This window comes from Komagataeibacter swingsii, assembly GCF_003207895.1.
In the GTDB taxonomy this organism is placed as follows: Bacteria; Pseudomonadota; Alphaproteobacteria; order Acetobacterales; family Acetobacteraceae; genus Komagataeibacter; species Komagataeibacter swingsii.
Genome location: NZ_NKUB01000003.1, coordinates 218,711 through 231,410, shown reverse-complemented (window position 1 = coordinate 231,410; position 12,700 = coordinate 218,711). Strand labels below are relative to the sequence as shown.

At 65.4% G+C, this 12,700-nt stretch carries 12 protein-coding genes; 2 read left to right on the top strand and 10 right to left on the bottom strand.

What is annotated here, in order from left to right; all coding sequences use genetic code 11:
- Nucleotides 1-40 precede the first annotated feature (40 nt).
- On the bottom strand, nt 41-622 hold the full coding sequence (locus tag CFR76_RS04445; RefSeq protein ID WP_110556026.1) for a recombinase family protein: 582 nt from the start codon (nt 620-622) through the stop codon (nt 41-43).
- A gap of 264 nt (nt 623-886) precedes the next feature.
- On the opposite strand from CFR76_RS04445, the gene CFR76_RS04440 reads away from it, so the two are divergent.
- The gene (locus CFR76_RS04440; RefSeq protein ID WP_110556025.1) at nt 887-1,534 is read left to right on the top strand and encodes a hypothetical protein; all 648 of its coding nucleotides are present in this window, start codon (nt 887-889) and stop codon (nt 1,532-1,534) included.
- A gap of 248 nt (nt 1,535-1,782) precedes the next feature.
- Nucleotides 1,783-1,956 carry a hypothetical protein gene (locus tag CFR76_RS04430; protein WP_167402052.1) on the top strand — a complete coding sequence of 58 codons (174 nt, stop codon included), beginning with the start codon at nt 1,783-1,785 and terminating at the stop codon, nt 1,954-1,956.
- A gap of 15 nt (nt 1,957-1,971) precedes the next feature.
- On the opposite strand, the gene CFR76_RS04425 is transcribed toward CFR76_RS04430, so the two are convergent.
- The 9 genes from CFR76_RS04425 to CFR76_RS04385 all read right to left on the bottom strand — a co-directional run bounded on the left by CFR76_RS04425 (nt 1,972) and on the right by CFR76_RS04385 (nt 12,700).
- The gene (locus tag CFR76_RS04425) at nt 1,972-3,438 is read right to left on the bottom strand and encodes an FAD-dependent monooxygenase (protein ID WP_110556083.1); all 1,467 of its coding nucleotides are present in this window, start codon (nt 3,436-3,438) and stop codon (nt 1,972-1,974) included.
- A 134-nt stretch (nt 3,439-3,572) separates the two neighbouring features.
- Entirely contained in the window at nt 3,573-4,736 is a 1,164-nt protein-coding gene (locus tag CFR76_RS04420) for an NAD(P)/FAD-dependent oxidoreductase (protein ID WP_110556022.1), read from the bottom strand.
- A complete protein-coding gene (locus tag CFR76_RS04415; RefSeq protein WP_167402051.1) occupies nt 4,733-6,178 on the bottom strand; it encodes a 2Fe-2S iron-sulfur cluster-binding protein in 1,446 nt (481 codons plus the stop codon). Before CFR76_RS04415 ends, CFR76_RS04420 begins: the two co-directional genes overlap by 4 nt.
- A 240-nt stretch (nt 6,179-6,418) precedes the next feature.
- A complete protein-coding gene (locus CFR76_RS04410; RefSeq protein ID WP_110556020.1) occupies nt 6,419-6,892 on the bottom strand; it encodes a dimethylamine monooxygenase subunit DmmA family protein in 474 nt (157 codons plus the stop codon).
- A gap of 122 nt (nt 6,893-7,014) precedes the next feature.
- Nucleotides 7,015-7,908 (bottom strand): bifunctional 5,10-methylenetetrahydrofolate dehydrogenase/5,10-methenyltetrahydrofolate cyclohydrolase, encoded by an 894-nt coding sequence (locus CFR76_RS04405; RefSeq protein WP_244191782.1) that lies wholly within the window; start codon nt 7,906-7,908, stop codon nt 7,015-7,017.
- Nucleotides 7,909-7,940: 32 nt separating this feature from the next.
- Complete coding sequence (purU, locus tag CFR76_RS04400; RefSeq protein ID WP_110556018.1) at nt 7,941-8,813, bottom strand: formyltetrahydrofolate deformylase; 873 nt, start codon at nt 8,811-8,813, stop codon at nt 7,941-7,943.
- On the bottom strand, nt 8,810-9,415 hold the full coding sequence (locus CFR76_RS04395) for a sarcosine oxidase subunit gamma (protein ID WP_110556017.1): 606 nt from the start codon (nt 9,413-9,415) through the stop codon (nt 8,810-8,812). Before CFR76_RS04395 ends, purU begins: the two co-directional genes overlap by 4 nt.
- Nucleotides 9,408-12,419, bottom strand: coding sequence for a sarcosine oxidase subunit alpha family protein (locus CFR76_RS04390; RefSeq protein ID WP_110556016.1), 3,012 nt, complete (start codon nt 12,417-12,419; stop codon nt 9,408-9,410). The genes CFR76_RS04395 and CFR76_RS04390 overlap by 8 nt, the downstream gene beginning before the upstream one ends.
- On the bottom strand, nt 12,416-12,700 hold the full coding sequence (locus tag CFR76_RS04385; protein WP_110556015.1) for a sarcosine oxidase subunit delta: 285 nt from the start codon (nt 12,698-12,700) through the stop codon (nt 12,416-12,418). Before CFR76_RS04385 ends, CFR76_RS04390 begins: the two co-directional genes overlap by 4 nt.

The following is a 12,700-nucleotide window of genomic DNA, read 5'->3' as shown; positions in this document are numbered from 1 at the left end:
ACGCCGCCTTTTTCCATAAAGGCGGCGTTCGCTGAAACTTTCAGCTTTCCCTGCTTCTTTCCATGCTCCGGCATTTGGAAATGATGCGGTAAATGGTCGCCTTGTGTACGTTGAACTGCCCGGCGGCGTCGGCCACGCTCAGGCCACCCTGTGTGACCATTTGATATATCCGTGCGTTTTCCGCCGGTCCCAGCTTGGCGGGGCGTCCCATATGTATGCCGCGCTGGCGGGCATTCAGGCGGCCCGCCGCCGTGCGTTCACGTATCAGGGCACGTTCAAAATCAGCGATCCCCGCGAATACCGTCATGACGATGCGGCCTTCGGGTGATGTCGTATCCATCCACGGTTCACTGATGGACCGCAGGCCAACATCCTTGTGCCGCAGGGATTCCGCGATTTTCAGCAGGTGCTGCGTGGAACGCGCAAGGCGGTCAAGCCGATACACGATTACGATATCGCCTTTTTCCACCTCCTGCAGGAGGCGGCGCAGCGCCGGCCGCGCCTTTTCATCCTCCAGAAGGGAATCTTCATGGATCGCTTCACAGCCTACGTCACGCAAATGCCATACTTGAACGTCAAGGGTGCATTCATCCGTACTTACCCGCGCATAACCGATCAGCATTCTATCATCAAATCAGAATTGAATTTCAGTCGGCCATGTAATCAAAAAACAGCCAAACTGAACAGGCGTTATATTGCGATACTGCATAAGTCTGTTTTCTTTTTGCATAGAACAATACAGGATTAAGGAATATATTCCCATCATTCAACTAAAAATGCATTTATTTATATGCGATGAAATATGTTGCGTTAATGAAAAGTAAATAGTATTCGGAATACAACTTATCAAAACCCTAAGACTTTTGCGAAACTGGATTCAGATTTCATGCGCCGTCGAACAGACAGACTTCACGACCTGCCCGGCAAGCCGTTGGACCGGGACATTCGTGGCGGCCTGTCTGTCCTGCGGCACGGCCTGATTGAAGTCGCGCGCGATGCGTCCCTGTTCGGCAGCATGCCCGGCAGTCCGGAACGACAGGTGGTGGGGCCGGGCGACGATCCGCGCCATTCGCTCGCTGACATGGCCCGGACCTGCCTGCGCGATTACGTCCTGCGCGGCGGCACGATGGAATTCGACAGCATGGGCGCGCTCCATGCCATATGGGTGCGCGTTACGGCGGCGACGGGCGGGGGCACGCTGGCATTCGGCCCGAAAACGGCCAATTCCGGCCTGCTGCTGCTTGACCTGAGCGTGGATGACAACGTCACTGTATCCATCGTGTTCAGGGATGCCGGCAGCGTGGCCGCCACATACGATGTCGATACGGACATCACCCTGATCGGCCTGTTGAGCGGCGCGCCAACCGAACTTGACTGCAATGCATGGGCGGTCGTCAGGCTGCGGGGCAATGCCTGTGGCCTGAATGAGGGAAACAGCCGGTCCATTGCAGGCGATAACGGCCAGACCAGCCTGTACATCCGCCAATACCTGGCCGGGGATACAAAAGAAATCCGCATTACCGTCAAGAAATAGGACGACCCGGTATTGCCGGTGGACAGTCATGGATATGACGCGGAACGCATCATGCGTCTCCCGCCCAATCATTTTTTTTACACAACGAATACCCTGCGGCTCATGCATGGCGTCCGTGATGGCGGGGCGGTGCTTGATGGACTGAACCGGATCGTCCTTTCCAATGCGGCGGTCGAAAAACTGTCGGGCTTACAGCCAGGCCGGGGTGATCGGTCACAATACCAGCATGCATGACGAACACGCCGCATTTGTCGACCGCAACCGCCGCACCGGCAGGGACGTGCGCGCCACCAGATCAGGACGCCCCGCGCCGCCAGCATGCGGGCAACGATGGCTGGCCGGCCAGCGCGGCGCGTTCACCATCGCCATCGCGGCTGCGCCCGCGTCACCAGATTGCCCGGCCCGGCACGCCGGTGGGCTGACCATGGCCCGCGCGATCAGGGCCGGGGCAGGGCCAGGGCCGCCAGCGCCGCATCAATCACCGGCCAGTCCCCCTTGCGCGCGGTGGCGGCGACATAGCCATCGGGCCGCACCAGCCAGATGCCGTTTTCATCCGGCGGCTGGCGGATTTCGGGGCCGAGCACGCTGGCATGGCGCATGGTCATGGCACGGGCCGCGGCATCATCGGGCGCGGCCAGCGTAAAGCGGGGGGCATTGCCCATGCCGGTCACGCAACTGGGAGCAAACCGCTGTCCCGGCCGTGGTCCCCGCAGCCGCGGGGCGAAACCGGCGTTGAGGGGTGTCTCATCATAACCCGCCGTGATCCCCGAAAGCCTGCTGGCGATGGCGCGGCGGACCGCCGGGATGCGGAACATCCCCCGCACCACCAGCCCGCGCAGCAGGCGGGCGAGGGGATTGCGCAGCAGGACAATCCGCGTCATGCGCCCGGAATCGGACAGGATACGGCGTGCGGCCGCCGCACGTTCAATGCCGTAGCTGTCCAGCAGGTCCACGCTGGCCGCCCGCCGTTCAACAAGCGCCAGTTTCCATGCAAGGTTGAAGGCATCCTGCATGCCCGCATTCATGCCCTGCCCACCGGCGGGGCTGTGGACATGGGCCGCGTCACCCGCCACGAACACCCGGCCCGCCCGGTACCTGCGCACCCTGCGTTCATTGACCCCGAACCCCGACAGCCACGCCGGATCGGACAGGGTAACGCCCCCCGGCCCGCGCCGGTCCACAATCGCCTGCACCATCGCAAGCTCCGGCACGGGCACGGGAGGCGGACCGGCATCGGCAATGACGCGGTAGCGACCGGGCATGACCGGGAAGAACATGACGGCGCCTTCGGGATGCCAGAAGATGGCCAGTTCGTCCGGGGCCATGGCAAGGCCCGCGACATGCACGTCGGCAATGATGAAGCCCACCGCCATCGTATCCCCGCCAAATGCCAGCCCAAGCCTGTGGCGGACAAGGGAATGGGCGCCATCACACCCGACCAGCCAGCCTGCCTCCACACACGCGCGTTCGCCACCGGGCAGCCTGACGGTGCAGGACACCCCATCCCCCGTATCCACAAAATCCACCAGTTCCGTATTGCGTTCGACCCGGCCGCCAAGGGTCCGGAAATGTTCTTCCAGCAGCCGTTCGGTTTCCGGCTGCGGGATCATCAGCAGGTAACAAAATGGCGATGCGACCTGCCCGAACGTGATGCGGGCCAGCATGTCATGGCCCGAACGGATGCCAATCGCCCGCGCCCGCAGGCCGGTCGCGACAAAGGCGCCGGCACAGCCCGCGGCGTCCAGCAGCTCAAGGGTCCGGGGCCAGACGGCAAGGGCCTTGGACCTGTCGCTGCGCGCGGGGGCGCTGTCGATCAGCCTGACCGGTATGCGGTACCGCGCCAGTTCGGCAGCCAGGGTCAGGCCAACCGGCCCCGCGCCAACGACAAGAACGGGCTTCGACATGGGTTCCATCCCCAGGGGAAAGTGCCTGTCCAGACACATGGACACCCAACCGCGCGGCGCGCCAGTGGTTGCCGGGCGGCGTGGATATCGCGCAGGCCCCGGCGGGCCAGCCCCGGCGCGGCCGTGCCGTGCTGTCAGTTTTTTATCATCACCACGCCCGCTTCCTCTATGGGATTGCCCTTCTCGAACCGATCCAGCGCGAATGGCCGCATGATTTCGTCCACCTTTCCCCTGGCGATGGCTTTCGCCATAAGCAGCCCGGCCCCCGGCGCGCCGGCAAAGCCATAGGACCAGCCCGCGCTGAACCACAGGTCCCGCACCCGTGGGTGCTGCCCCAGCAGGGGCGCAAGGTCGGACGAGATATGGAGCAGCCCGGCCCATTGCCGCAGGATGCGTATATCCGCAAGCTGGGGAAACAGCCGGGTATAGACACGGGCCATGGCCGCCATGGCCGGCACGTCGGCGCGCAGGTTTTCCTGCGGTGTTTCGGGCACTTCCGTCCCGCCCACCACTTCGCCGCGCGCCGTCTGGTGAAAATAGGCCAGGCTGTCGATCAGCGCCAGCGCCGGGCCGATAAGCGGCCGCATGGGTTCCAGCGCCATTGCCTCGATCCGCATCATGTAGCCGTCAATTTCCGCCTGCGCCTGCCGGGCCAGCCCGGGCGACTGGGGGCCTGCCGCAATCACGACCGTATCGCAGCGGATCAGGTGGTCCTTGACATACACCCCGCGCACGCTGCGATCGTGCATGTCAAACCCCGTCATGGCGGTCCGGTAACGCACGTCGATGCCTTTTTTCCGGCAGGCATGCAGGTACCCCTTCATCACGCTGTGATGGGGGGCCATGCCGCCACGGGGCTGGTGCAGGGCCGCCGTCACGCATGCCTGGTTTATGGCGGGCAGCACGCCTGACAACTGGCGAGGGGTCAGGATTTCCGACGTGATGCCGTACTCGCGGTGCAGGCGGCTGGCGTTGCGCAGCATGTCGGCGCTTGGCCCCGTTTCCGCGATCATGGTGTACCCACGTTCGGTAAACATGACATTATGGCCAAGTTTGCGCGACAGCGTCGTCCATTCCCGCCACGACAGTTCAAACAGGCGGGTCCACTCATGCCCCCCGAAACCGGGGCGGATCAGGCAGCCATTCCTGCCCGATGCGCCGCCCTGCCAGTAACCGGCATCCAGCACGACGATGTCACGGATACCCAGCAGCGCAAGGTTGACGGCGCAGCTTAACCCCTGCATGCCACCACCCACGATCACAACCGATGCGGATTTCGGCAGGGCGCGGTCCGTCATAGTGGTTCCACCACATCACACAGCCCCGCCGCCTGCGCAACCGTAAGGGCGCGGCGCGGCGGCCTGTGACTGGGGCGGACAAGGCGGCCCACGGGCTGGCCCGTCCGTTTCGCCAGCAGGGCGAGCATGCTTTCCCAGCAGGGAAAGCCCTGGCACGGCCCCATGCCGCACGATGTCAGCCGCTTCAGGATTTCCGGGTCCGTGACCGCGCGGTCGATCAGGCCCATCAGTTCACCCGCCGTCACATCCATGCACGGGCAGATACGCAGCGCGGGGTCCATCCTGTCGGGCACGTGGATATCCTGATCCGGTTCATGGCAGAACCCGACGCTGCTTATATCGGCATCCGCCGCCATCACGTCGGAAACCTGCAACACCCCTTCGGCCCGCGCCTGGAACGCCAAAGCAGGGTCGCTGCGCCACGCGCCCGCATGCACCACGGCGTCGCACCGGATGCGCCTGTTCCCGATATCAATGCCCGTGACCCGCGAATGGCCATGGATGCGGGCCAGCCCGCTTACATCGCCGCAATAGGCGATACCCGAACCCAGACGCGCCAGCCGCCGCGCCACCATGGTTTCGGCCCCGGTGCCGACAACGGCAACCGCCGTGCCGGCCGGCACGGCATGGAAATGGCCCAGCAGCACGGCGGCATGCGCGTCCATCACGCCGGGCAGGTGGCTGTTGCGCACCATCGGCGGCATGGATGACTTGCCGGTGGCCAGTACAAGGCGCCCGGCTTCGATCGCCACGGCACCGCGTTCAGGGTCCACTGGCGCGGCGATCATCAGCCTGCCGCAACGATAGCTGCCGCACAGCTCCATGCCCGAAAGGACGGTGACATCCCCATGCAAGGCAGCGGGCGCGATGCCCATGGCCTGCGCGTAACGGCCCAGCGTCGCGCCACGGGAAACAAGGGCGACCGTGCGCCCGCTGCGGGCAAGGTCATTCGCGGCCCGCTGTCCCGCCGGGCCGCCGCCAACAACCAGCACGTCAACACACAGTTTACGGGCCGGGCGTTCACTGGCGGAAGGCAGACGCGGCGGCGGGCGGCCAACCCCCGCCAGATGCGCCAGCAGCCTTTCCCACAGCAGGTAGGCCCGGCCGCGCCGGGGCGTGAAGCGGCCATGTTCAAACCCGCCATGGACCCAGCGGGGCGGCAGGAAACGGGCAAGGGAAAGAAGGTCGCACGACGCGCCGGGCCAGCGGTTCTGGCTTTCCACCCGCATGCCCTCGCGCACGGGCTGCTGGTCAAGGCGCACATTGGGCCGCCCGTCCACGCGCGCCAGCACGCCGCCCACGTAACTGCCGGAATAACCCATCGGTTCATGCAGCTTGCGTGTGCTGGCGATGGTGGTGATGCCATGCCGGTACAGGGCGGCGGCGACGGTATCACCGGGGCTGGCATGCAGTGTGGTGTTGTTCCATGCAATTCTGATCATCAACGCGATCCGTGCCCCAAAGACTGTCTGGAAACAGCCCATTGATAAAACATAAAGGTTTTCGGATGCCACCTGTTTTCAAAAAGCTTCCGGAAACGTCCCGATGATTGCAGGCGGCCTGCCGGGCTGGCTTTTCAGACGGTCTTCTGCATGAAAATTCCCGGCCAGTTTCGTTATTTTACAGTAATGATATTCAGCCGGCACAAGACATCAACCCGGAATTGCCAGCAGGCCGCGCGATCAACAGGCCCCGGTTTCGGACACCGCCATATACGCGCCGATACGACGTGAAAAATGCGTACGGACCGACAGGGCCGCCCGGCAGCCATGGCAGGTCAGTTCATCACGGGTCACGTTTTCGTGCATGGTGTCGCAGTGAATGCACATGACCCGGCGGGCAGGGGAGCGGGGCGTATCCAGAAAGACCTCCGCCGCGCCCAGCCCCGCGCCATCCGTAACCCGCGCGACATCGCCCATGAACTGGATGCTGCCCGCGGCATAGACCCGCAATCCGACCCGTTCGGTTTCCAGCCGGCAGGCAAGCTGTTCCAGCATGTGGGAAACGGAGCGGAAAAACCCCTCCCGCGCCTGCCCGTCGGGCAGCACGTCACATTGCCGCCGGACGGTCCAGATTGCAAAAGCCGCCGGAACCCCGCCATCGGGCAGGGGGCAGTCCGGGTCCTGCCTGATAAAGAGATGACGTGTTCCCGTCATGTCAAAACGCAGTCGCCGGCATGGAAGGCTACTATCCGTCATGTGCGCATTCTCCCCCGGTACGGTCACATTACCCCTGCCATGGCCGACCTGACAGGCAGGTCACGGCAGGAACGTGCGGTTCAGGTTTTCGCATTCTCGATTACGGCCCGTGCCGCGCGCAGCGTATTGTGCAGCAGGCAGGCGATGGTCATCGGTCCCACCCCGCCGGGAACGGGCGTCACCGCGCCCGCGACGGCGCGGACTTCGGAAAAGGCGACATCCCCCACAACATGGCTGCCCGCATCATCATGGATACGGTTGATCCCCACGTCAATTACTGTCGCGCCCGGCCTGATCCATGACCCGCGCACAAGGCCGGGATGGCCGGCGGCGACAATGACAATATCGGCCCGACGGGTTTCCGCCGCGACATCGCGGGTATTGATGTGGGTGACGACAACCGTGCAGTTTTCCCGCAGCAGAAGCTGCGCCATGGGCCGGCCGACAATATTGGAACACCCGATGACCACCGCATGCAGCCCCGACAGGTCGCCCAGTTCGGCCCTGAGCAGCATGAGGCACCCCAGCGGCGTGCACGGGATGAACCCGTCATCGCGCCCCACGCCCAGCTTGCCCACGTTGACGATATGGAAGCCATCGACATCCTTGGCCGGGTCAATGGCGTCCAGAACCGCCTTTACGTCGATATGGCCGGGCAGCGGAAGCTGGAGCAGTATGCCATGCACGTCGCCATCCGCGTTCAGCGTGGCGACCAGGTCCAGCAGCGCCACCTGCGATGTCGCGGCAGGCAGGCGATGGGCGAAGGAGCGCATGCCCACCGCCATGGTCCTGCGCACCTTGCTGCGCACATAGATGTCACTGGCCGGGTCGTCCCCCACCAGGATCACCGCAAGGCCCGGCACGCGGTCATGCCGGGCGTGCAGGTCGCTGACTTCGCGCGCGATTTCGGTGCAGATGCCAGCCGCGAAGGCCCGGCCGTCAATCAGTTTTCCCGGTGCTGTGCGCACGGGCATGTCATGGTGTTCCATATCAGGGCGTCACGGGTTCAGGATGTGAATACGATTGTCTTGTGCCCGTTCATGATGGCGCGCCGTTCGATATGGTAGCGGACGGCGCGCGCCAGGACGCGGCGTTCGATGTCACGCCCCTTGCGCACAAGGTCATCGGGGGTGTCGGCATGGGAAATGCGTTCGACATCCTGTTCGATGATCGGCCCTTCATCCAGGTCGCTTGTCACGTAATGCGCTGTTGCCCCGATCAGCTTGACGCCACGGGCAAAAGCCTGGTGATAGGGCCGCGCGCCCTTGAACCCCGGCAGGAAGGAGTGATGGATGTTGATGCACCGCCCCGACAGTTTGCGCGATAGTTCGTTGGACAGGATCTGCATGTAACGCGCCAGCACGACCAGTTCGGCATCGCTTTCTTCCATGATCCGGATGATGCGGGCTTCCTGTTCCGGCTTGGTCGCGGGGGTTATGGGCAGGTAATGGAAGGGTATGCCATCAAGGTCCAGATGCCTGTAGATCTCACGCGGGTGGTTGGAAATGATCCCCACCGGGTCAATCGCCAGTTCCCCGATGCGCCAGCGGTACAGCAGGTCCACCAGGCAGTGGTCAAACCGGGAAACCAGTATCAGGACTTTTGGCCGCACACTCGTGGTCGTCAGCGACCACGCCATTGAAAATTCGCGGGCCAGGCGGCTGAATTCGTTTTCGAGTACCGGCCTGTCCGTCGCGCCCTGCGGTATGTCAAAGACGATACGCATGAAAAACCGCCGGCTTTCGGTCTCGTCAAACTGCTGGGCTTCGGTAATGTTCGCCCCCAGTTCGGCCAGGCCGTGGCTGATACCCGCGACAATGCCGGGCCGGTTGGGACAGCTTATGGTCACGATGTAGGTTGTATTGACGTTACTGGTCATGTGGACATTTCCGATAAAGGCACGCCGCCACATGCCGCGTGGCAAAGGTCGTGGTGAAGGCTGTGCGCAAGGCTGCGGAAAACGAAAATATCGTATGTGGGCGCCATGTCCTGCCGCAGGATCTGGACCGGGACATGGCCCGCAAGGGTCAGCGCCGTACTGCCCGGCCCGAATGCGCGCGGATGCAGGTCGATGGGCACGAGCTTGCACAGGATCGCGCGCGCATCCGGGCCGCTGACCCGCACCGTGGCGCGCCCGTCGCCCTGCCGCGTAATGGCCGCGTGGGGGTGGGTGACATCGCGCAGGGCGGTGGCGAGGTCGGGCGCGCCATCCGGGGCGCTGGCCAGCCACTGGTCCAGCCCCGACCATATGAAGCACACCCCGTCGCGGCCGGTCATGGCGGCGGGGGTCACGGGCAACTCCACGCCGTAGGCCGCCTTCAGGGCCGCCTGGACCGCCGTGCGCGCGCCGGGGGCGCATTGCAGGCTGACAAGCTGGCGCGACGGCGCGGGCGCGATGGTGACACGGGCAGCCTGCGCGCCCGGGGGCGGCGTAAAGGCGGCTGGCGGAAAGGGGGCGGTGGCAGGCAGGAGATCAGACATGCAGGCGTGCTCCCTCAGGATCAAGGAATACGGGCGGGCCTACCGTCGCCGCGACGACGCTGCCGGCCAGCGGGTTGTGGACCATGACCGTCTCGCCATGGCGCGCCGGGCCATCCGACAGGAAGCCCAGCGCGATCCAGCCATCCAGCGTGGGCGACCATGCGGCGGACGATATCCATCCCTGGTCATGCGCGCCCGTGGCTTCGGCGCCACGGGGCAGCAGGTGGCTGCCGGCCACCAGTTCATCGGACGGGCTGACCGGCCGCAGGCCGACCAGCGTGGGACGGGATGCATCCGTCAGCGCAGGGCGCGCGGCCATGGCGCGGCCGATGAAGTCCTTTTTGCCGGACAGCATCCGCCCCATGCCCAGGTCATGCGCCGTGGTCTGGCCGTTCAGCTCGGGTCCGGCGGGATGGCCCTTTTCAATGCGCATCACCCCCAGCGCCTCGGTGCCGTAAGGGGCGATGCCATACGGCGCGCCCACCTTCATCAGCAGGCGGGCCAGCGCGTCGCCATAACGCGCGGGCACCGCAAGCTCGAACGCCAGTTCCCCGGAGAAGGACAGGCGGAACAGCCGCGCCGCCTGCCCGCCACATATCGTGACCTCCGCCGCACCCATATACCCGAAGGCTTCATGCGACAGGTCGAAATCCGGATCGACGACATGGCGCAGCACATCGCGCGCGCGCGGCCCGGCAATGGCGAACTGCGCCCATTCGTCGGTCACGGATATGAAGTGGACATCCAGTTCCGGCCACAGCCACTGGTGGCACAGTTCCATATGCTGCATGACAGCGCCCGCATGCGCGGTAGTCGTGGTCATGACATAATGCTGTGGCCCCAGCCGCGCGGTGGTGCCATCGTCAAAGACGAAGCCGTCCTCCCGCAGCATCAGGCCGTAGCGCGCGCGGCCGACCGGCAGCTTCCGCCATGCGTTGACATACAGCCGTTCAAGGAAGGTCGCGGCGTCCGGCCCCTGGATGTCGATCTTGCCCAGCGTGGTGACATCACAGAACCCGACAGCGGTGCGGACGGTGCGGACTTCCCGGTTGACGGTGTCGCGCCAGTGGCTTTCTCCCGGTTGCGCGAACCACTGCGCGCGCTGCCACAGACCGTTGGCCGTAAAGGCCGCGCCCTGCTGGCGCGCCCATTCATGGGTGGGCGTCAGGCGGGTGGGCTTGAAATGCGTGCCGGTATGCGCGCCCGCGATGGCGCCAATGGCCACGGGCTGCACGGGGGGGCGGAACATGGTCGTGCCCGTACTGGCAATGTCGCGGCCGGTCTGCTGCGCCAGTTGCACGATACCGTTGACATTGGCCGTCTTGCCCTGGTCAGTCGCCATGCCAAGCGTGGTGTAGCGCTTGAGGTGCTCGACACTGCGGAAGCCTTCCTGCGCCGCCAGCCGCACATCCCTGGCCGTCACGTCGTTCTGGAAATCGATGAAGGCCTTGCCATCCTTGACCGAGCGGTCGCGCGGCAGGGGCTGAAGGGATTCAATGCCGTAGCTTTCCGCGTCCGCCGCGGGCAGGGCCGGCAGGTCGGCGGCGAACCCGCAGGCGGCCGCGGCCGCCTGCCCCTGTTCCGCGCCTTCGCGCAGGCAGGCAGCCGTCGTGAAGGCCCCGTTGGCGACACCCGCCGCCTGCATGCCGGGCGGGAAGGTGGTGGGGACGAACGCGCACAGCGCCGCGTTGTAGGACGGCTTCGCGCCATGATGCGTCGTCAGGCTCAGTTCGGGGTTCCATCCGCCCGACATGGCGATCAGGTCGCATGCAATGTGCTGTACCCGGCCCGAACGGTCGCGGATGGCGGCGGCCTGCACCCCCAGCCGCCCGTATGTGGCGGCAATCGCCCCGCCGGTGAACAGCTTCGCCCCGGTTTCCCGCGCAACCTGCGTGGCGCGCGCGGTCTGCGTGGCGCGCGTATCGACAATGGCGGCGACCACCGCGCCGGCATGGGCCAGGTCCGTTGCCGTGCGCAGGCCATCATCGTTATTGGTGTAGATGACGGCGCGCCGTCCCGGCACCACGCCAAAGCGGTTGATGTAGGTGCGCACCGCGCCCGCCAGCATGATGCCCGGCCGGTCATTGCCCACAAACACCATGGGGCGTTCGATCCCGCCGCTGGCGACAATGCAGCGCCCCGCCACGATACGCCACAGGCGCTGGCGCGGCTGCCCCGCCGCAGGCATGGCGACATGGTCGGCCACGCGTTCCAGCGCGCCATAGGTCCCGCCATCATACGCCCCGAAAACGCAGGTGCGCGTCATGATGCGCACCTCGGGCATCTGGCGCAGGCTGTCCATGGCCTGCCGTGCCCATTGCCAGCCCGGCACGCCGTCCAGTTCGCCCCGCTCCGCGCGCAGGCGGCCGCCGGTCACGCTGTCCTGTTCGCACAGCACGACCCGCGCGCCCGACCGTCCCGCCGCAAGGGCGGCCGCAAGCCCTGCCGGGCCACTGCCCACCACCAGCACGTCACAGAATGTGGTGGCCTTTTCATACAGGTCAGGGTCGGCCTCATCCGCCGCACGCCCCAACCCGGCGGCGCGGCGGATCAGGGGTTCGTACACCTTTTCCCAGAACGGGGCGGGCCACATGAAGGTCTTGTAGTAGAACCCGGCCGTAAAGATGGGCGAAAACAGGCCGTTTACGCCCAGCGCATCCATGCGCAGCGATGGCCAGCGGTTCTGGCTGCAGGCCACCAGCCCGTCATACACCTCGGTCACGGTGGCGCGGCTGTTGGGTTCGCGCCGCGCGCCGGTGCGCAGTTCCACCAGCGCGTTGGGTTCTTCCGGTCCTGCCGACAGGATGCCACGGGGGCGGTGGTACTTGAACGACCGGCCTGCAAGCCGCTGCCCGTTGGCCAGCAGGGCCGATGCCAGCGTATCGCCCGGATGGGCGGGATAGCGCACGCCATCGAAGGTGAAATGGATGACCCGCGCCGGGTCGACGCCATTGCCGCCACCCGTGCGCGGGGCGGCTGCCGTTTTCCTGCCAAACAGTGTCATGACCCCGTATTCTCCCTGCCGTGGCGTGCGATATCGACCGCACGGGCCACATCGGCGATTTCATGGGTGCGGGTGTCGCGCGTGACGACCAGCCACGCATGGCAGCCCGCGCCGTGGTACCACAGTTCACGGTGCCAGCCCGCCGGGTTGTCGCGCAGGTAGACATAGTCCACCCAGTCCGGCGCTGCGGCATCGGGGGCAGGGCGACGGAGTGTGGCGTCGCCCCGATAGGTGAATTCTTCAACGCCGCGTGGTCCGCAGCAGGGACAGTTCAGACGCAT